This window comes from Photobacterium sp. AWH4_225, from assembly GCF_056158405.1.
Window position 1 is genome coordinate 3,225,703 of the sequence record NZ_JBSWTF010000001.1, and the last position, 19,808, is coordinate 3,245,510.

Below are 19,808 nucleotides of genomic sequence, written 5' to 3' on the forward strand. Positions count from 1 at the left end.
GGTATAAAGGACGTCCTATTTTTACCAAGGGCGTACCTCGTTGAGTATTCTTCGACCGAATTCAAGTATCAAACATTTCATTGCCTTACTATTGAGCGTTTTGGTTCTCAATGGCTGCCTGTGGCAAGAAGAGCCCCAGTCCGATCTTGAACGGATCCGCGAGGAAGGTGTACTGCGAGTGGGTACGCTCAACAACCAGCTATCTTACTATATCGGTAATGAAGGCCCTACCGGCTTGGACTACGAACTAGCCCGTCGCTTTGCCGACAAGCTGGGCGTGAAGCTGGAAATGAAAGCCATGTTCACCCTTTCAGGCCTGTTCCCCGGCCTAGAGCGTGGCGATGTCGATATTCTTGCTGCCGGCCTGACCATGACCGATGAGCGCCTCGCCAACTTCCGTGCTGCTCCGGCTTATTATTACGCCAGCCAAAAAGTGGTGTACAAGAAAGGCCAGTGGCGACCTCGCAGCACTGAAGACTTAGCTGAAAACAAAGGCACCCTGGCAGTTGTCAGCGGCTCCAGCCATGAGAAAACCCTGCAAGCGCTCAAGCTAGAGCACCCAACTCTCGAGTGGCAGTCGGTGGAAGAAATCGACAGTGATGAGCTGTTGCGCCAAGTTGCCGAAGGAGAGCTCGACTACACCCTTGCCGACTCGGTGGATATCGCTCTCAACCAGCGCATCCTGCCTGATGTCACTACCGCTCTTGAACTTACTGAAGATGAGCCGATCGCCTGGTTTGTCAACCAGAACAATGATGACAGCCTTTATGCGCTGCTGATCGAGTTCTTTGGCGAAATCCAGCAAAGTGGTGAGCTTGCCAAGCTGGAAGAGAAGTATCTGGGCCACGTCGACAAGTTTGATTACGTCGACACCCGTGCCTTCCTACGTGCCGTTGAAGGCAAACTTCCACAGTGGAAAGACTTGTTCAAGCAATATGCCAACGAGTTTGACTGGCGCCTGATTGCTGCCCTGTCCTATCAGGAGTCGCACTGGAATCCACGCGCGGTGTCACCAACCGGTGTACGCGGTATGATGATGCTGACCCTACCGACCGCCCGCTCGGTAGGCGTGAAGAACCGACTCGATCCTGAGCAGAGTATTCGCGGCGGTACCGAGTATCTACGCAAGATGATCAACCGTATTCCGGACAGTATCGAAGAGCACGAGAAAGTATGGTTTGCCCTGGCTTCGTATAATGTCGGTTTCGGCCATATGATGGATGCGCGCCGCCTGACCCAATCACAAGGCGGCAACCCTGATGCATGGAGCGATGTAAAGCAGCGCCTGCCACTGCTGCGCCAGCGCAAATACTACAAACAGACCCGCTATGGCTATGCTCGCGGTGACGAAGCCCTGCACTATGTGGAAAATATCCGCCGCTACTACCAGAGTATCATCGGCTATGAGCAAACCCACAGCCAGGAGCCACAGCTTGAAGATATTGAGCTGATCGACGGCTTGCATACCATTACGCCAACACCGACAACTGACACGCTTGCCCAGCAGCTTCCAGATGCTACCGATGCGCAAGTAACGCCAGAATCGGCGGCACCAAACAAAACCGCCAGCAATTAACCCGCCTTATCCTTCCCCCTGCCCTGGTAGGGGGATCTTACTCACATCTTGTTGTTATTGCCTGAAAGAAATGATCGTAAAGCGTGACCGCCATCGTTAGAGAAAGGACGGTGATCAGAGATACTAACTTTGTAACCTCATGATCCCGAGCAGTTCTAAAGGAGGAGGCTCTATGCACTTTTCAAAGAAAAAAGCCATCGGCAAAATGCGCCAGCGAATGGCATCTGCAGCGACCCGCCGCAAGCGGCTAAATGCCAACATCAGAAAGAAAATACTGTGGCGCCAGCGCAGCTATATTATCAATAGTACAGCGGGGATCTGACCCCGCCATATATAGCAATGAGGGAAGAATCAGGTAGGTTTGCCAGCGGATAGCTGACGAGCTTTCTTTTCCGCCTTTTTCTCGGCCCGGCGACGCTTGAAAAAGGCCTGCAGCTGGGCACGGCACTCTTCGGCCAATACCCCAGACTCTATCGCCACATGGTGGTTAACCTGCTCGTAGCTAAGCAGATTCATGATACTGCCCGCCGCCCCGGTTTTGAGATCGTGGGCACCAAAGACCACTTTGCCGATCCGGCTATGAACCATGGCACCAGCACACATAGGGCATGGCTCGAGAGTGACATACATAGTGGCATCTATCAGGCGATAGTTCTGCAATACCTTACCGGCTTGGCGCAATGCCATGATCTCGGCGTGGGCGGTCGCATCATGCTGGGTGATCGAGCGGTTCCAACCTTCACCGACTACCTGCCCCTGATAAACCACAACCGCACCGACCGGCACCTCACCATCAGCCTCAGCACGGGCTGCGAGCTCCATGGCGCGGCGCATGAAATCTTCGTCGCTGTAATCATGAAGGGCTTGTGTTGTGGATGGCTCGGTCATGGAACAAATACTCTCTGTGGCTTGAGGCCGCTGATTATACCCAAATGCTTGTAGGATGCGAGGCGCTACGACAAAGAATCAGCCAGGAAATCCACCAGCAGTCTGACCTTAGGTGATAGATGACGGTTATGGGGATACAGGGCCCAAATGCCCTCCTCTGGCTCCCGGAAGGTATCCAGTACCGTAACCAGCTCGCCCTTGTCCAAATCATCACTGATGTAATAATCGGGCAGTTGCACCAAGCCCAATCCTTTCAGGGCGGCATCACGCAGGGCATGGCCACTTGCACAACGCAGCGTGCCGTCAACTTTGACACTTCGCTCTTTGCCCGCCTCCTGGAAACGCCAATGATCATAGTTACCCACCAGACAATTATGATGACGAAGCTCGGAGAGCGAATGGGGTACACCATACTTTTCCAAATATACCGATGAAGCGCATACATACTGGGTGCGGTTGGCAAGGCGCTTGGCCATCATGGTCGAGCTACTTAGCTTGCCGAGACGGATCGCCAAGTCATAGCCACCTTCGACCAAATCCACTGTCTGGTTGGTCAAGTTCATTGTCACATCGACTTCGGGATACTGCTGCATAAAGTCGACCACCAATGGCATGATGTATTGTTCGCCATAGGTCACCGGTGCCGTTAGCTTCAGGCTGCCCTGTGGGGTATCACGCCGATCACTGATTGCCCGCTCCGCCTCCTCAAGCCCATCCATCAGACGGCGGCAATGCTGGTAATAGATGGCACCTTCCTCGGTCAACGATACCTTGCGGGTGGTCCGGTAGAACAGCTTGGTATTGAGCCTGTTCTCCAACGCACTGATCTGACGGCTCACCTGAGCAGTAGATATTCCAAGCTGTTTGGCAGCGGCGGTAAAACTCTCCGCTTCCGCCACTGCGACAAATTCACTGACCCCTTCCCACAAAAACATATTTCACCATTGTTACCTGACAGAAAAAGTTATTTGCATTATAGGGCAATTATCATCACCAAAGAAATAAATATACTAAGCCCATCACAACGAGGAAACAGAGCCACCAATCTCTCCGCCTTCGTTAAAAATCTCTCCTACTGTTAAAGCAACCGTAGGAACAGCAAAGGGCCTTGCCCACCAAATATAAGAGAGAAATTAAATGTCTGAGCAATTTATCAAATCCAAAGCGGCGATTGCATGGGGTCCAAACCAGCCACTATCTGTAGAAGAAGTTGATGTAATGCTGCCGAAAAAAGGCGAAGTGTTGGTTCGCATCATCGCAACCGGCGTTTGCCACACCGATGCCTTCACCCTGTCAGGTGATGATCCTGAAGGGATCTTCCCGGCAATTCTTGGCCACGAAGGCGGCGGTATTGTCGAGATGGTCGGCGAAGGCGTGACAAGTGTTGAAGTGGGTGACCATGTTATCCCGCTTTACACCCCAGAGTGTGGCGAGTGTAAATTCTGTAAGTCAGGTAAAACCAACCTATGCCAGAAGATCCGCGAAACCCAAGGTAAAGGCCTGATGCCAGACGGCACGACCCGTTTCTACAAAGATGGCCAGCCAATCTTCCACTACATGGGCTGCTCGACTTTCTCTGAGTACACGGTACTACCAGAAATTTCACTGGCAAAAGTGAACAAAGAAGCACCTCTGGAAGAAGTCTGCTTGCTAGGCTGTGGTGTAACCACCGGTATGGGTGCAGTACTGAAAACTGCCAAAGTACAAAAAGGTGATACCGTTGCGGTATTTGGCTTGGGGGGTATCGGCCTATCAGCGATCATCGGCGCAACCATGGCCGGTGCTAGCCGCATTATCGGTGTTGATATCAACGAGAGTAAATACGCCCTAGCCAAAGAGCTTGGTGCGACCGATTGCATCAACCCGAATGACTACGACAAGCCTATCCAGGAAGTGATCGTCGAAATGACTGACGGCGGTGTGGACTTCTCATTCGAATGTATCGGTAACGTCAATGTAATGCGCTCTGCACTTGAGTGCTGCCACAAAGGTTGGGGCGAGTCAGTGATCATCGGTGTTGCCGGTGCTGGTCAGGAAATCTCTACCCGTCCGTTCCAGTTGGTAACTGGTCGTGTATGGCGTGGTTCTGCGTTTGGTGGTGTGAAAGGCCGCTCTGAGCTACCAGAGATTGTTGAACGTTACATGGCGGGTGAATTCAAGCTTGATGACTTCATCACCCACACCATGGGTCTAGATGATATCAACAACGCCTTCGACCTGATGCATGAAGGCAAGAGCATCCGCTCTGTGATCCACTACGACAAGTAAAACGCTTAGCTAGGCTCCTACGGGAGCCTAGCGACTTTGGCAACGAAAGAGACGCTAATGACTATCGAAAACGTAAGCTGGAACAAAAGCTTTGGTGGCTGGCACAAACAGTATACCCACCACTCCGCTGTGTTGAACTGCGACATGCGATTCGCGATTTTCCTGCCGCCACAAATCGCTCAGGGCACCAAGGTACCTGTGTTGTATTGGTTATCTGGCCTGACTTGCACCGATGAAAATTTCATGCAAAAAGCCGGGGCGCAGCGCTTAGCCGCAGAGCTTGGCATCGCCATCGTCGCACCGGATACCAGCCCGCGTGGTGAAGGGGTAGCGGATGATCCAGAAGGAGCCTATGACTTCGGCTTGGGCGCTGGCTTTTACGTCAATGCCACCCAGGCGCCTTGGAACCGCCATTACCAGATGTACGACTATGTGGTAAATGAATTGCCAGCTCTGATCGAGGAGCACTTCCCGGTCAGTGACAAACGAGCGATCAGCGGTCACTCAATGGGCGGCCACGGTGCCTTGATGATTGCCCTGCGCAATCCGTCACGCTATAGCTCGGTTTCGGCGTTTAGCCCGATCAGCAACCCGATCAACTGCCCTTGGGGTGAAAAAGCGCTGAGTGGTTACCTCGGTGAAGACCGAACAAGCTGGCTACAATACGACACCACTGAACTTCTCAAGCAAAACCAGCAACCAGTTCCGGCGCTGGTTGACCAAGGCGATCAGGACAGCTTCCTCGAAGAGCAGCTTAAGCCGACAACTCTGGCAGAAGCCGCCCAAAGTGTTGATTACCCATTAGAGCTTCGCATGCAAGAAGGCTACGACCACAGCTATTACTTCATCGCCAGCTTTATCGATGATCACCTGCGCTTCCACGCCCAGTACCTACTATGAGCCAGTTCCTACTATAAGAAGCCGTGAGGCCGACAATAAAAAACCCCGCACTAAGCGGGGTTTGTTTTATCTGCACTTTCTTTGCTCTTAGGTTTTCAACGGAGCCTGAGTCTTAAAGAAGAAGCTCTATTAGAAGCCCAGTGGAATGTTGAAGGCAAAGAATGCGACTAATACCGAAGTCCATACCGTCAGGAACGCAACCGAGTAAGGTACCATCATTGCAATTACATCACCGAACGACAGCTCAGGCTTGTACTTACGCATGAAGGCCAGAATAACACCCGCGTAGCTCATCATTGGTGTGATGATGTTAGTTGATGAATCCGCTACACGGTAAGCCGCAGTCACAAGATCAGGGGTCATGTTCGGGTTTACCTGGTACAGCATTGGTACGAAGATAGGGCCAAGCAGCATCCACTTAGAAGTCAAACCGCCCACAAACAGGTTGATAACCGCTGTTGTCAGGATAAAGCCGATGATCAGTAGGATCGGGAACTGCTGCAGACCAAGTGCACTCAAGAAGGTCGCACCTAGGTAAGTTACATACGTACCCAGACCCGAGAAGCCAAGTAGTGCCAAGAAGTTGTAACAGAAGAACGTCAATACCAAGATGTAGCCCATGGTGTTCATCTGCGTAACCATCGCCTTCACCACATCCTGTAGTGATTTGAACTTACCTGTCGCCACACCGAAGAAGATACCAACAACCGCAAACACCATCGCAATCAGCAGGATCACGTTGTCTAGGTAAGGCGTTACTTCACGGCCTGCTTCGTTGGTGTAAGTCGCCAGAGGGCCCATTGCCAAGCCAACCACAGCAGCCAGTGCAATGATAAGGCCTAGGCCTGCCGCACGAAGACCTTTGTTTTCAGCGTCCGTCACCTGGAAGTCATTCAGGTTAAGATCTTCCGGTAGCTGGTAAGACATTTTCTCAAGGCGAGGTGCTACAAAACGAGTCGTTACCCACGCACCAAGACCAGCAAGCAGGAAGGTTGACGTGAAAATAAAGAAGTAGTGCATGGTCGCTGGGTTGATTGGCTCACCTGCGGCCGTCTCAAACGGAATACCTTGCGACTCGGCAAAGATACGCGCGTTGGCCCCCAGAATAACGTCAACCGGTGTTGCAGGGATCAAGTTGGCACTGAAACCCGCCGATACACCCGCGAATGCTGCCGCCATACCGATCAGTGGGTTCTTACCTAGACCGGCATAAAGAAGACCAGCTAGAGGGATAAGGATCAGGTAGCCCGCATCCGTCGCAATTGAGCTCATGATACCAAGGAAGACAACCAGTAACGGTAGGTAGCGATCATTGATACGCAGACCAACCTTCTTGATAACAGCCGATAGCAAGCCTGAATTTTCCGCGATACCGACACCCAGCATCACAATCAGGATCACGCCCAGTACACCGCCGCCGAACGACAACCAGTTAGTTAGCAGTGCGTTGTCAAACATCCAGCGAACATTTTCTGTCGCCATCATGTTTTTGATCGTATGGGTGACAGAGCCGCCGTCTGCGCCTGTGATATCGAACTGCAGGCCACCAATAGCTGCGGTCAGCACCAGACAGAACACAAACAGTGACATGAAGATGATCACTGGATCAGGGATTTTTTTACCGGCACGCTCAATGAACGCGATAATGCCTTTCTGCGAAGGCGGGCTAGAAATGGTCTCACTCATAATCGTACTTCCTTAATACACCGATTGAGTTTTTGATGTTGTGTTTTAAAAGAAAACTAACAAATCATTTCAACTGAGTAAAACCACTAAACGCAACAACAATTAGACCATACAACCACAAAACACAACCAAACTAGAGATAAATCCCGTTCAGCTACAGTTAAGCAACAATCAAATTCCGTACTATCGAGTTAGTACAGCATTAAAATTTTGCAAAATTAAATTTCAATTAATGCAATAAAATCAGAATTAACAATCAGGCAACAGTTAATTATTGATACCACCAATATAAACCTACCTTTTAACAACATAAAATCCCGACAAAGCATAACAAAAGCTTGCTTTGCCAGCATAAAAAAGCCCCGCAGTGCGGGGCTTCAATATCATTTGGGACTTCAGCTCTTACATGCTGTAAGTGTAAGGCGCCTGAATACCTAGTGGGATACCGATTGCCCAGTAAACCAGTAGGAACAGCGTCCAGCCAATTAGCATCGCAATCGAGTAAGGCATCATCATAGAAGCCAGAGAACCGATACCTGAGCTCTTCACGTAGCGCTGCATGTATACAACAACCAGCGGGAAGAACACCATCATTGGAGAAATGATGTTAGATACTGAGTCACCTACGCGGTAAGCCGCCTGAGTCAATTCAGGAGAGATACCAACAGCCATTAGCATCGGTACCATGATTGGACCGATCAGGGCCCACTTCGCAGATGCAGAACCTACTAGTAGGTTAACGAAAGCAGTTAGCAGAATCATACCGACGATAGTTACCTGACCCGGTAGGTTCATTGCTTGCAGGAACTGAGCACCAGAAAGCGCTAGCAGTGTACCTAGGTTCGACTGGGTGAATGCAACCAGGAACTGAGCAATGAAGAACGCCATTACCATGAAGCTACCCATGCTGCTCATGGTTGCTGACATAGACTTGATCACGTCATCACTTGCCTTGAACGTACCAGCAACGCGGCCGTAAACCACACCAGGGATCACGAACAGAATGAAGATAAGCGGTACGATAGACTGCATAACCGGCGCGTCAAACGCGGTGATTTCACCTGCTGGCGAACGCAATGGCGAAGACTCAGGGATCAGTGCCAGGAATAGCACAGCGATACCCGCCATCATAGCCCAACCCGCGCGAGAGAAAGCTTTACTTTCTAGCTCAGTGAACGAGCCCATGTCAGGTGCTTCTTCTGCATCTTCATCGATAGGCGTCTGAGATAGACGTGGTTCGATGATACGGTCAGTGATGTACCAGCCGATGCTAACAATTAGCAATGAAGACAGGCCCGTGAAGAATAGGTTTGAAAGTGGGTTAACAACATATTCAGGGTCAAGAATTTGTGCTGCTTCCTGAGTGAAGCCTGCCAATAGAGGGTCGATACCTGAAGGGATGAAGTTTGCTGCGAAACCACCGGATACACCTGCGAAAGCAGCTGCAATACCCGCTAGTGGGTGACGGCCCGCGGCGTGGAAGATGATACCACCTAGTGGAATAACCAGTACGTAGCCCGCATCGGCAGCAGTGTGCGATACGATAGCAACTAGGATCAGCACAGGTGTGATGAATTTAGCTGGTGTTACATTCAGCATTTTCTTAAGACCAGTGTTGATGAAGCCCGATGCTTCTGCAACACCTACACCCAACATTGCTACCAGAACAATACCTAGCGGTGCAAAGCCAGTGAAGTTTTTCACCATTGTCGCAAGGAAGTTTGCGAAGGCTTCACCAGTCAGTAGGTTGTTAACCTCTACTGCTTGGCCAGAAACCGGGTGAATTAAACCAAATTCGAACTGAGAGAATACTGCAGACAGAACCCATACAAGGATCAGTCCCCAGAAGAAAAGCAAAGCAGGATCCGGGATCTTGTTACCTGTTCGCTCAATAAAATTAAGAAACTTATTCATCGCACTCGGCGATTCATTAGGCGTCTTATTGACAGCTTGATTGCTCATGGGAACTCCATGGTCATTAGTGATGTTGTAAATTTGCGGCGCTAGATTGTGGTTGTATCGCCGTCAATCCGATTTTTCTGCGACAGAAAAAGCTTGTGGCGAATTGTAATGAAAAGTTCAAATAAAAACGCACGATCCACCATGCATTCGAGAATATTCATAATACCATATTGTAATGAAATATTAATGTAAAACATCATACTAACAAGCACGTTACAAGCCCGCACCCTAAGCACAACAATACTTTCATTTATATAAATTATCTCCAGTAACCATCCCTGAGCAGCCCCATAAGCTATCAATGCCCGCCCCGCCATTGGTTGAAAGCAAGTAAATGCCACTCCAGAAATAAAAGGCACTCATATCTTCAAGACACAATGTCCGAGCCCTATCATCACAAAGCAACATTCTGCAGGCATGACTACAGTGTAGCCAAAAAAAAGAAGCACCCGAGGGTGCTTCTTATTGTCCATTTCAGCTAAGCAGAGCTTGGCATTAATGTCTGGATTATTCCCACTCGATCGTTGCTGGCGGCTTACCAGATACGTCGTAAACAACACGAGAGATGCCGTCTACTTCGTTGATGATGCGGTTGGAAACTTTACCTAGGAAGTCGTATGGAAGGTGTGCCCAATGCGCAGTCATAAAGTCGATAGTCTCTACCGCACGCAGTGATACAACCCAGTCGTATTTACGGCCGTCACCCATTACACCTACAGAACGAACTGGTAGGAAAACAGTGAATGCCTGAGAAACCTTGTGGTACAGATCCGCTTTGTGCAGCTCTTCGATGAAGATAGCATCAGCACGACGCAGCAAATCACAGTACTCTTTCTTCACTTCACCCAGTACACGTACACCTAGGCCAGGACCTGGGAACGGGTGGCGGTAAAGCATGTTGTAAGGCAGACCAAGCTCAAGACCAATCTTACGCACTTCGTCTTTGAACAGCTCTTTTAGCGGCTCAACCAGGCCCATTTCCATGTCATCCGGCAGGCCACCTACGTTGTGGTGAGACTTGATAACGTGCGCTTTACCTGTCTTAGAGGCTGCAGATTCGATCACGTCTGGGTAGATAGTACCCTGTGCCAGCCACTTAGCATTTGATAGCTTCTTCGACTCTTCATCGAATACATCAACAAATACGTGGCCGATGATCTTACGCTTAGCTTCTGGTTCAGCTTCACCCGCTAGGGCATCAAGGAAACGGTCTTCTGCTTTAACATGAACGATGTTCAGGCCGAAGTGATCGCCGAACATTTCCATTACCTGCTCACCTTCATTCAGGCGAAGTAGACCATTGTCGACGAACACACACGTTAGTCGGTCGCCAATTGCACGGTGGATAAGCATGGCAACAACTGACGAGTCCACACCGCCAGATAGACCAAGGATCACCTCATCGTCACCCACTTGCTCTTTGATACGGGCAACTGCATCGTCGATGATGTTGGCAGACGTCCATAGCTTCTCACAACCACAGATGTTAAGAACGAAGTTCTCGATAATACGCATACCTTGGCGGGTGTGCGTCACTTCTGGGTGGAACTGAACGCCGTAGAAGCGCTTCTCTTCGTTCGCCATTGCCGCGTAAGGACAGGTCTCGGTTTCAGCAACCTTAACGAAATCAGACGGGATCTCTACCACTTTGTCACCGTGGCTCATCCATACGTCTAGCAGTGCTTTGCCGTCGTCGGCAATCGCATCTTCGATATTCTTGAAGAAAGCAGTTGGCTCAACCACTTTCACCTGAGCATAACCAAACTCACGCTCAGTAGAGCCAGCAACTTTACCACCTAGCTGCTCTGCCATTGTCTGCATGCCGTAGCAAACACCGAATACAGGCACACCGGCTTCGAACACATATTGCGGTGCGCGAGGTGAACCTTCTTCGGTCACACTTTCAGGGCCACCAGAAAGGATGATGCCGTTAGGGTTGAAATCGCGAATATCCGCTTCATCAACGTCCCAGCTCCATAGCTCACAGTAAACACCAATTTCACGGATACGACGTGCAATAAGTTGGGTGTACTGAGAACCAAAGTCCAGGATCAGGATACGCTGGTCATGAATATTTGTGGTCGTGGTCATTCGAGCTGTCTCAAAAAATAATTGAAAGGTGGGGGCATTAAAACGCCCCCGATCTTATACAAGTTTCGCGTTTAGGCAAACGTTTTCGTCAGTTGCTGGTGCAGCTGATGAAAATTAACCCAAGCGGTAGTTAGGTGCTTCTTTGGTGATCGTCACGTCGTGTACGTGAGACTCATTCAGGCCGGCACCAGAAATGCGAACAAATTCAGCTTTAGTACGAAGTTCTTCGATTGTCGCCGAACCTGTTAGACCCATGCTTGAACGCAGGCCGCCCATTTGCTGGTGAACGATCTCTTTCATGTGGCCTTTGTATGCAACGCGGCCTTCGATACCTTCAGGAACCAGCTTGTCAGCAGCGTTGTCAGTCTGGAAGTAACGGTCAGAAGAACCTTTAGACATGGCACCCAGAGAGCCCATACCACGGTAAGATTTGTAGGCACGGCCTTGGTACAGCTCAACTTCACCTGGTGCTTCTTCAGTACCAGCGAACATTGAACCTACCATCACACAAGAGGCACCAGCAGCAATGGCTTTACACATATCACCAGAGAAGCGGATACCGCCGTCAGCAATAACTGGGATACCGTACTGGTCAGCAACAGCCACAGCATCAGCAATAGCGGTAACCTGAGGGACACCAACACCAGTTACGATACGAGTCGTACAGATTGAACCTGGGCCGATACCGACTTTCACAGTACTTACACCGGCTTCGATAAGGGCACGGGCACCTTCAGCGGTTGCCACGTTACCACCAACGATTGGTAGGTCAGGGAAAGCTTCGCGAGTTTCGCGGATACGCGCTAGAACACCTTCAGAGTGGCCGTGTGAAGAGTCGATAAGCAGTACGTCAACACCCGCTTCAACCAGGGCTGCAACACGCTCTTCGTTACCAGCACCAGCACCTACTGCAGCACCTACACGCAGACGGCCACGCTCATCTTTACAAGCGTTAGGCTTACGCTCTGCTTTCTGGAAGTCTTTCGCAGTGATCATACCGCGAAGCTGGAAGTCATCGTTGACTAGCAGTACTTTCTCTACGCGGTGCTGCTGCATGATAGCTTCAACTTCTTCGCGTGATGCGCCCTCTTTGGCCGATGCCAACTTATCTTTTGGCGTCATCACTTCTTCAACCTTAAGAGAAAGGTCAGTAACAAAACGAACATCGCGGCCTGTGATAATACCAACAAGCTCATTGGTATCAGAAACAACAGGGTAACCTGCAAAACCGTTCTCGATAGTCAGGCGCTTCACATCTTCAATCGTATTGTTAGGTTTTACGGTTACAGGCTCAGAAACCACACCGGCTTCGAATTTTTTCACCATGCGAACTTCATTGGCTTGCTGCTCAATAGACATGTTCTTGTGGATGAAACCAATGCCGCCTTCCTGAGCAAGGGCAATCGCCAGGCGACCTTCTGTCACGGTATCCATTGACGCAGACACCATAGGGATGTTCAGCGTAATGTCTTTCGTCAGGCGGGTGCGCAGATCGGCAGTGTTAGGCAGTACAGTTGAATGGGCTGGAACCAGCAGGACATCATCGAAAGTCAAAGCTTCTTGTTTGATTCGTAACATTGCAATATCTCACACCAAGTAAAGGTTTAAAGAAGGATAAAATATTGCGGACGAATTATACGGAGGATGCAATCGATTGGCTAGACTTTTTTTAATTTTTTTAATTGACAAAAAACTCTTGATGTGTAGTATATATCGGTTAAGTATCCGGTGCTGCGGTCAGCATATTACGACCAAGATCTGTCCATAGATCTGCCTAGGCCCTTTTAACCTCGTCCTAGCCCCTGTCAACCGCACACTTTCGCCTTCCAAAACAGGTATCTTGTCTCGTGACGTTATTTGCTCAACAGAACCAGACCAATGACCGTATCTACACTGTTTCCAGCCTCAATGCCCAAGTCCGTTTGATCCTTGAAAACGAGATGGGTGTCTTATGGCTGGTCGGTGAGCTGTCAAATCTTTCCATGCCCGTTTCCGGCCATTGGTATTTCACCCTCAAAGACTCACGCGCCCAGGTCAAATGCGCCATGTTCAAAGGCAGCAACCGCCGTGTGACCTTCAAGCCTACTAACGGCACCCAGGTATTGGTCAAAGCCCGCCTGTCGCTCTATGAGCCTCGCGGTGACTACCAGCTGATCATCGAGAGCATGCAGCCGGAAGGCGACGGCCGCCTGCAGCAGCAGTTCGAACAGCTGAAAATGAACCTAGCGGCCGAAGGCCTGTTTGCCCAGTCGCTCAAGCAGCCACTGCCGGAGCAACCGCAGCGAGTCGGGATCGTGACCTCGAAAACCGGTGCCGCCCTGCACGATATCCTCAATGTCCTGCAGCGCCGTGATCCCAGCTTGCCCGTTGTCATCTACCCGACCATTGTCCAAGGTGAAGGCGCAGCGATTTCGATAGCCCAGGCTATCGGCCGTGCTAATTCTCGCCGTGAGTGTGATGTGCTGATTGTCGGCCGTGGCGGTGGTTCGCTGGAAGATCTGTGGGCTTTCAATGAAGAGATAGTGGCAAGGACTATTGCTGCCAGCCAGATCCCGATTGTCAGTGCTGTCGGCCACGAAGTGGATATCACTATTGCGGATTTCGTCGCCGATGTCCGTGCCCCAACCCCTTCGGCAGCCGCAGAGCTGATCAGCCGTGACATGGGTTTCCAGACTCAGAAGATCAGCCAGAAAGTACAGCAACTTCAGCATGCTATGCGACACTACCTGTCGGGTAAGCAGGCACAGACAATCAGGCTGCAGCACCGCCTTGATCGCCAGCACCCGCAGGTACGCCTCAACCAGCAGCAACAACAATTGGATGAGTTGGCTGGCAAGCTTGAGCTAGCAATGAAGCAGCGTCTGAGCCGCCACCAGCAGCACATCGACCGCAACAATTACAAGCTGGCACTAAACTCGCCGGCCAACATTGTTCAGGCCCAGCAGAACCGGCTCGAACGCCTACAGCAAAGATTGCAGGACGGCATGGATAGGCGTCTGCTCAATGCCAGCCATAAACTGGCAATGGCAGCAGAAAAGCTGGAAACGGTCAGTCCACTGGCAACCTTGGGACGTGGTTACTCGATCACCCGCAACAACAAGGGGCAGGTCATCCGTAGTGCCGAGCAGGTTAAGCAAGGTGATAACCTTAGGACAACACTTGCCGACGGGGAAATTCATTCCACGGTATTGGAGTCAGTTTCAAAATCAACGTCTGGATCGGTACAGTCCCCCGAATAACATCAGGCTCTCACTTCATAATCAAAAATGCCGCCTAGTGAGTGACGCTAGGCGGCATTTTTATTGCTCTGCTTGATTGCTCTGCTCAGCTCAGAAGCCAAATGAAATTCAGTCTACGGCGTTTCCGGTCATATCCAATCAAGCTTTATCGAACTGGATCCTGACTCGAGATTTGGACTTCAACTCATTGCATGTATTGCAAAAATAACTCGCAGCCCCGCATGCCTGGAGCTTTTCCAGCTCAGCATCGCAATCCGGGCAAAATGCCTTCTTGATAAACGTCAAGCTACATTGCCCGCAATGGTACTTCCCGTCTTGCCACTCAAGCTCTTGGCTGCAGTTCGGGCAATTATTCTGGCTCATAGACTCTCCCTTAATCCAATTGTCCCCATCATAACTTAACCGAGCACCCTGCACTCTTGATCCAGCTCAGCAATGGCTAAAGTGGGATGTCCTCCATCAAGACTGCGTATCCTGATCGTACTTCAAACTGTTGATCAACGACAAAAGCCATGGTGATCAGCGATCAGCTAGCAAAAGAACATTTATCAATACACATCCCGAAAGCATAAGTTACATGTTCTGTTTTTCAATTTTAAACGATATTAATATCTATCACTTTCGGCTTCTATCCACATGATCCAGCAAATAATAAAACCAGCACTAACGGATCAGAAATCTGCCATTAAAACATCAAAAAAAGTTAAAGCATTGATATTAAATACATTTCATCAGCCAAGTAACACTTAAGTCCTTATCGACAGCCGATCATACAGGTTGGCTGTGGGTAAGCATCACAAGTTCCTGTTCATTGATTAGCTGGAATTCAACCCGCAGCGCCGAATATTCTGCTAGTGAACGGACATGGGTACCACCACAAGGTATTTCTACCACTTCCCCTTCTTGCAAATCACAGCGCCAATAACGGGAGTCGGTGAGCTCTTCCCCTTCCCTGCGCATGTCTACAGGGAAGCCCGCCTCACACCATGCAGCAAGCTGCTGGTTGATTTGCTCGGCTATCGCCGGCAAGGCTGCAATCATATCGGCGGCATTGAGCCCGCGCTTACGCAGGGTTTTACCGATACGGTAAGTGTCTGTGCTGCAGTCTTCCGTTACCCGGCTTTCTGTCTGGGCATAACTATGGAAGTCATAATGGCCAAGCTCATCCTTGCGTGAGGCATCTTTGCGCCAGAAGTCATGGTGCAACACCTTGTTCAGGGCCAACGATGACAGGTGGCCACCACTGTGTCCCCGGCTCAGGGCAAGCTGGTATTGTTCGTCCACGTTTAGGGTTGCCTTAGTGCCAACCGAGCTTTCGATACTCTCTGCCAAATGGTGTACAACCACAAAGATCCATCCCGGCTCATCACGCTTAACCGGGATATCAGCCCCAACATAAAGCTGTCCGCTTTCCTGCTCTACTGCACCGATCAGGCAATCAACTACCTCATGCACTTGGCTCTCTAGAACCACTGTTCCGCGATCTGCGGGATGATCTGGCCAGATATGACTTACCGGGTGGAAAGGCGTACGGTCGGTAACAACATAACACCCTTGTTCCGGATGGGCGGCAATCAATTGAATGTTGGCTTCGCATTGGTAAATACGTTCTGGGAACAGAACCTGGGTCGCGCTGATCACTGTGGGGATATCCTTACTGCTCGATAGAAAATCGATAATAACAAAAACCCGGCCAGTGGGCCGGGTTGTCTATACGGTTTGACAGGTTAATTAGCTGTCACGGTCACGGTTTTTCAGCGCCGTAGCCAGACGCTTACGCTGGCGCTCCTGAGAAACGGTCAGCTTCTGCTTCTTAGCTTCGAACGGGTTATCACTGCTCTGGAACTGGATACGAATTGGAGTACCCATCATTTCCAATGACTTACGGTAGTAGTTCATCAAGTAGCGCTTGTATGAGCCCGGTAGTTCGTTCACCAAGTTACCGTGGATAACGATAATCGGCGGGTTGTAACCACCTGCGTGCGCATACTTCAGTTTCACACGGCGGCCACGGATCATAGGTGGCTGGTGATCGTCCTGTGCCATCTGCATAATGCGAGTCAGCATTGAAGTGCTGATACGCTTGGTAGCCGACTGGTACGCTTCCTGTACTGACTCGTACAAGTGGCCAACACCGGTGCCGTGTAGCGCCGAGATAAAGTGGATACGGGCGAAATCAACAAAGCCCAGACGGCGGTCTAGCTCAGACTTCACACGCTCTTTGACTTCGTTATCCAGACCATCCCATTTGTTCACGGCAATCACCAGTGAACGCCCCGCATTCAGGGCAAAGCCAAGCAGGCTCAGATCCTGATCGGAAATGTTTTCGCGGGCATCGATAACCAGCAGAACAACGTTGGCATCTTCTACCGCTTTAAGTGTCTGGATCACCGAGAACTTCTCGACCGCTTCGTGCATGTTTTTACGACGGCGGATACCCGCCGTATCAATCAGCACATACTCCTGGCCTTCGCGCTCCATCGGGATGTAGATAGAGTCACGGGTGGTGCCCGGCATATCGTAAACAACCACACGCTCTTCACCCAGAATACGGTTAGTCAGCGTCGACTTACCCACATTCGGGCGACCGATGATCGCCATCTTAATTGGTTGCTCCTGCAGGCGCTTGTAAGCCGCCTCAGCATCCGCCTCAGACAGGTTGGCTTTCTCGATATCTTCTACAGATGTCAGATCTTCGATGAAGACTTCATCGCTGTCTTCCTCGGCTTTTGCCTTGAGGTCGTCAGCAAATGGCGCCAACGCACGCTCCATCAGCGCAGTCACACCACGGTTCTGTGCCGCAGCGATCTGGTACATACCGTCCATACCCAGCTTCCAGAACTCGGCACAGGCACTGTCTGCATCGATGCCGTCGATCTTGTTCACCACCAGGAAGGTTGGCTTTTCGCGGCTACGCAAATGCTTGGCAATTGCCTCGTCTGATGAAGTTAGACCCGCACGACCATCAACCAGGAACAGAACAACATCGGCTTCTTCGATAGCGGCCAGTGATTGCTCGGCCATTTTGGTTTCGACGCCTTCTTCAGTACCGTCGATACCGCCGGTATCAATCACAATAAATTCGTGCTCTTCGAGCTCAGCCTTACCGTATTTACGATCCCTTGTTAGGCCAGGAAAGTCAGCTACCAGCGCATCCCTTGTACGGGTAAGACGGTTGAATAACGTCGATTTACCCACGTTTGGGCGCCCGACAAGGGCAACAACAGGAATCATAAGTACCTCTTACTTTTCATAGTCTTAATGACATATTTTCCATTCATTCTTGCCTCCAGCCAGGCTACCAGCCTCACCTTCATCCGACAATAATATCGCGAACGGATATAACAACAACGGCCCCTGACTGTGTCCACAGCAGGAGCCGAGAATAATAATGGCGCGTATTATAGCGGCAAATTAAGGCATTTGCATTTTGTTAATACGCCCATCTCGAGTGATCACCAAGTAGCCATCGCTCATCCGGACTGGCGGTACCGCAATACCACTGCCGTCTGTTTCCTGCTGGGCAACAAAGTCACCACTGTATGGATCAATCCAATGCAGGTAACCTTCGCTATCACCAACAACAAGGTAACCGTTGATCACAGCAGGTGCGCTGAGCAAACGGTGTTCCAGCTGACTGTTAGACCACAGCTCCGTGCCGCTTCGGGTATCAACCGCAACAACATGGTCTTTATCTGTGATCAAATATAGCTGACTACCGTCAATGGCAAAGTCAGTGGCCGAGGAATAGTTACGTTTCCACGCCGGCTGACCGGTACGCAGATCGATCGAGACCAAGCTACCGTTGAAGCCCAGGGCAAACAAGCGCTCACCGTCGATAACCGGCGATGCATCGACATCAACCAAACGGTCGATTTCAGTACCGCCTTTCGGTGAACCGATAGGTTGCTGCCACAGCATCTGGCCATTGCCCATCAAAGCACCCGCCAAACGACCGTTGGCCTGCCCCCAGAATACACCACCAGAGATAGAAACTGGCGAGCTGTCACCTCTAAGAGTCAGCGTTGGTAGTTCACTACCTAGCTGCCAGCGACTTTCACCGGTATCGGCATCCAGCGCCTGCAAAATACCACGGCTGGTATTCACAACGACCAAACCTTCATCAACCAATGGTTTGGACAGGACTTCGCCTTCTACCGTCTGACGCCAAACGACTTCACCGGTTTCCTCATCAAGGGCAATCACCTCGGCATTTTCAGAGCCGATAAACACCTTGCCGTAAGACAGGGAAATACCGCCCGCTAATCTTGCTGAGATATCCCCTTCAAGATCCTGCTGCCAGATTTCCGAACCTGTATCCGGATCCAGTGCTTTAACGAGACCGGTACGGTCAGCGACAAAGATCTTACCGTAACCTACCGCCGGGCTGAGCTTGGAGAAGAAATGGCCGACACCATCCCCTACCTTACTGCTCCATCCCTGCACTGGGGTAAACGAGTTTTCAACCACAGGCAATGGTGCCATCTGGATAGTGTCTTCCTCGCTGGCACAACCAGCAAGGAGACCAACAGCCAAGGCAACCGAGATAGCTTGCTTCAACACCTTCTGCATACGCTGTACCTTATTGTGCCAAGTCGTCTAGCTTGATTTGCAAGGCAGGAGAGGCACCTAGCTGCTGTGCGCTAACATATGCTTCACGCGCCGCTTCAGTCTCACCTTTTTGCAGCAGAACATCACCACGTAGCTCAGCAACCTTGGCCGCCCAGCTCTCAGCCGTCACTTTATCCAGCTCAGACAGCGCCTGATCAAAGGCATCCTGCTCAGCATAGATACGCGCCAAGCGGGTTTGTGCAATAGGCAGAATCGCCACATCTTGAGTATTGGCGATAGCCCAGCTCAACTGCTCAGCGGCTGCATCCAAGTCACCATTATCAACCTGGGCTTTTGCCAGTTGCAGTGACGCAAGTACAGAATACTGGCTGCTTTCATGGGCTGCGATAAACGCCTGAACATCAGCAATGGCAGATTCGCTGCCACTTTCCAGGCGGTTAACCACCTGGGTGTATGCATCAGATGCCTGTTCCTTGGCTGATTGAACTTCCGACTGGTAATAACGCCAGCCAAACAGACCACCCAAACCAATCACAGTACCGAGAACAACGGCTTTACCGTTTTCTTTCCACCAAGCCTTTATCTGTTCAACTTGTTGTTCTTCTGTGATATTGCCGTCCACTTCC

Annotated in this window: 17 protein-coding genes; 5 read left to right on the forward strand and 12 right to left on the reverse strand. The window is 50.6% G+C overall.

The window, feature by feature from the left end; translation table 11 throughout:
* The first annotated feature begins 46 nt into the window (after positions 1 to 46).
* Both mltF and ACXAD4_RS15020 read left to right on the forward strand, forming a co-directional pair.
* Positions 47 to 1,576 carry a membrane-bound lytic murein transglycosylase MltF gene (mltF, locus tag ACXAD4_RS15015; RefSeq protein ID WP_475242802.1) on the forward strand — a complete coding sequence of 510 codons (1,530 nt, stop codon included), beginning with the start codon at positions 47 to 49 and terminating at the stop codon, positions 1,574 to 1,576.
* A gap of 172 nt (positions 1,577 to 1,748) precedes the next feature.
* Entirely contained in the window at positions 1,749 to 1,898 is a 150-nt protein-coding gene (locus tag ACXAD4_RS15020; RefSeq protein WP_187461657.1) for a hypothetical protein, read from the forward strand.
* Positions 1,899 to 1,927: 29 nt separating this feature from the next.
* On the opposite strand, the gene tadA is transcribed toward ACXAD4_RS15020, so the two are convergent.
* The gene (gene tadA / locus ACXAD4_RS15025; protein ID WP_475242458.1) at positions 1,928 to 2,464 is read right to left on the reverse strand and encodes a tRNA adenosine(34) deaminase TadA; all 537 of its coding nucleotides are present in this window, start codon (positions 2,462 to 2,464) and stop codon (positions 1,928 to 1,930) included.
* A gap of 65 nt (positions 2,465 to 2,529) precedes the next feature.
* The gene (locus ACXAD4_RS15030; RefSeq protein WP_475242460.1) at positions 2,530 to 3,399 is read right to left on the reverse strand and encodes a LysR substrate-binding domain-containing protein; all 870 of its coding nucleotides are present in this window, start codon (positions 3,397 to 3,399) and stop codon (positions 2,530 to 2,532) included.
* Between the two features lie 202 nt (positions 3,400 to 3,601).
* Between ACXAD4_RS15030 and ACXAD4_RS15035 the strand changes: the two genes are divergently transcribed.
* Both ACXAD4_RS15035 and fghA read left to right on the forward strand, forming a co-directional pair.
* Positions 3,602 to 4,732: an S-(hydroxymethyl)glutathione dehydrogenase/class III alcohol dehydrogenase gene (locus ACXAD4_RS15035; protein WP_107301202.1), complete on the forward strand. Its 1,131-nt coding sequence runs from the start codon at positions 3,602 to 3,604 to the stop codon at positions 4,730 to 4,732.
* 57 nt (positions 4,733 to 4,789) lie between these two features.
* Positions 4,790 to 5,632 (forward strand): S-formylglutathione hydrolase, encoded by an 843-nt coding sequence (gene fghA, locus ACXAD4_RS15040; protein WP_475242462.1) that lies wholly within the window; start codon positions 4,790 to 4,792, stop codon positions 5,630 to 5,632.
* A 129-nt stretch (positions 5,633 to 5,761) separates the two neighbouring features.
* On the opposite strand, the gene ACXAD4_RS15045 is transcribed toward fghA, so the two are convergent.
* The 5 genes from ACXAD4_RS15045 to guaB all read right to left on the reverse strand — a co-directional run bounded on the left by ACXAD4_RS15045 (position 5,762) and on the right by guaB (position 12,949).
* Complete coding sequence (locus tag ACXAD4_RS15045; RefSeq protein ID WP_475242463.1) at positions 5,762 to 7,318, reverse strand: AbgT family transporter; 1,557 nt, start codon at positions 7,316 to 7,318, stop codon at positions 5,762 to 5,764.
* Positions 7,319 to 7,720: 402 nt separating this feature from the next.
* Positions 7,721 to 9,280: an AbgT family transporter gene (locus ACXAD4_RS15050; protein WP_475242464.1), complete on the reverse strand. Its 1,560-nt coding sequence runs from the start codon at positions 9,278 to 9,280 to the stop codon at positions 7,721 to 7,723.
* 41 nt (positions 9,281 to 9,321) lie between these two features.
* A complete protein-coding gene (locus ACXAD4_RS15055) occupies positions 9,322 to 9,639 on the reverse strand; it encodes a hypothetical protein (RefSeq protein ID WP_475242465.1) in 318 nt (105 codons plus the stop codon).
* 148 nt (positions 9,640 to 9,787) lie between these two features.
* Positions 9,788 to 11,371: a glutamine-hydrolyzing GMP synthase gene (guaA, locus tag ACXAD4_RS15060; protein WP_222552286.1), complete on the reverse strand. Its 1,584-nt coding sequence runs from the start codon at positions 11,369 to 11,371 to the stop codon at positions 9,788 to 9,790.
* A 114-nt stretch (positions 11,372 to 11,485) separates the two neighbouring features.
* Positions 11,486 to 12,949 (reverse strand): IMP dehydrogenase, encoded by a 1,464-nt coding sequence (gene guaB, locus ACXAD4_RS15065; RefSeq protein ID WP_317524246.1) that lies wholly within the window; start codon positions 12,947 to 12,949, stop codon positions 11,486 to 11,488.
* Positions 12,950 to 13,218: 269 nt separating this feature from the next.
* On the opposite strand from guaB, the gene xseA reads away from it, so the two are divergent.
* Positions 13,219 to 14,610 carry an exodeoxyribonuclease VII large subunit gene (xseA, locus tag ACXAD4_RS15070; protein ID WP_475242467.1) on the forward strand — a complete coding sequence of 464 codons (1,392 nt, stop codon included), beginning with the start codon at positions 13,219 to 13,221 and terminating at the stop codon, positions 14,608 to 14,610.
* 138 nt (positions 14,611 to 14,748) lie between these two features.
* Here xseA and ACXAD4_RS15075 read toward each other — a convergent pair whose 3' ends face one another.
* From ACXAD4_RS15075 to ACXAD4_RS15095, 5 genes are all read right to left on the reverse strand, one after another.
* Positions 14,749 to 14,973, reverse strand: coding sequence for a zinc ribbon domain-containing protein (locus tag ACXAD4_RS15075; protein WP_475242469.1), 225 nt, complete (start codon positions 14,971 to 14,973; stop codon positions 14,749 to 14,751).
* A 405-nt stretch (positions 14,974 to 15,378) separates the two neighbouring features.
* On the reverse strand, positions 15,379 to 16,251 hold the full coding sequence (locus ACXAD4_RS15080) for an alanyl-tRNA editing protein (RefSeq protein ID WP_475242470.1): 873 nt from the start codon (positions 16,249 to 16,251) through the stop codon (positions 15,379 to 15,381).
* 90 nt (positions 16,252 to 16,341) lie between these two features.
* A complete protein-coding gene (der, locus tag ACXAD4_RS15085; protein WP_222552288.1) occupies positions 16,342 to 17,844 on the reverse strand; it encodes a ribosome biogenesis GTPase Der in 1,503 nt (500 codons plus the stop codon).
* A 180-nt stretch (positions 17,845 to 18,024) separates the two neighbouring features.
* The gene (gene bamB / locus ACXAD4_RS15090; RefSeq protein ID WP_475242471.1) at positions 18,025 to 19,182 is read right to left on the reverse strand and encodes an outer membrane protein assembly factor BamB; all 1,158 of its coding nucleotides are present in this window, start codon (positions 19,180 to 19,182) and stop codon (positions 18,025 to 18,027) included.
* Positions 19,183 to 19,192: 10 nt separating this feature from the next.
* Positions 19,193 to 19,804: a YfgM family protein gene (locus ACXAD4_RS15095; RefSeq protein ID WP_317524241.1), complete on the reverse strand. Its 612-nt coding sequence runs from the start codon at positions 19,802 to 19,804 to the stop codon at positions 19,193 to 19,195.
* Positions 19,805 to 19,808: the final 4 nt, after the last annotated feature.

What these genes read in the sequence shown, in the direction of transcription:
- fghA (WP_475242462.1), top strand. Translation starts at nt 4,790, where the DNA reads ATGACTATCGAAAACGTAAGCTGGAACAAAAGCTTTGGTGGCTGGCAC.
- ACXAD4_RS15030 (WP_475242460.1), bottom strand. Translation starts at nt 3,399, where the DNA reads ATGTTTTTGTGGGAAGGGGTCAGTGAATTTGTCGCAGTGGCGGAAGCG.
- guaB (WP_317524246.1), bottom strand. Translation starts at nt 12,949, where the DNA reads ATGTTACGAATCAAACAAGAAGCTTTGACTTTCGATGATGTCCTGCTG.
- ACXAD4_RS15045 (WP_475242463.1), bottom strand. Translation starts at nt 7,318, where the DNA reads ATGAGTGAGACCATTTCTAGCCCGCCTTCGCAGAAAGGCATTATCGCG.
- bamB (WP_475242471.1), bottom strand. Translation starts at nt 19,182, where the DNA reads ATGCAGAAGGTGTTGAAGCAAGCTATCTCGGTTGCCTTGGCTGTTGGT.
- ACXAD4_RS15075 (WP_475242469.1), bottom strand. Translation starts at nt 14,973, where the DNA reads ATGAGCCAGAATAATTGCCCGAACTGCAGCCAAGAGCTTGAGTGGCAA.
- ACXAD4_RS15050 (WP_475242464.1), bottom strand. Translation starts at nt 9,280, where the DNA reads ATGAGCAATCAAGCTGTCAATAAGACGCCTAATGAATCGCCGAGTGCG.
- tadA (WP_475242458.1), bottom strand. Translation starts at nt 2,464, where the DNA reads ATGACCGAGCCATCCACAACACAAGCCCTTCATGATTACAGCGACGAA.
- ACXAD4_RS15035 (WP_107301202.1), top strand. Translation starts at nt 3,602, where the DNA reads ATGTCTGAGCAATTTATCAAATCCAAAGCGGCGATTGCATGGGGTCCA.
- guaA (WP_222552286.1), bottom strand. Translation starts at nt 11,371, where the DNA reads ATGACCACGACCACAAATATTCATGACCAGCGTATCCTGATCCTGGAC.
- ACXAD4_RS15020 (WP_187461657.1), top strand. Translation starts at nt 1,749, where the DNA reads ATGCACTTTTCAAAGAAAAAAGCCATCGGCAAAATGCGCCAGCGAATG.
- der (WP_222552288.1), bottom strand. Translation starts at nt 17,844, where the DNA reads ATGATTCCTGTTGTTGCCCTTGTCGGGCGCCCAAACGTGGGTAAATCG.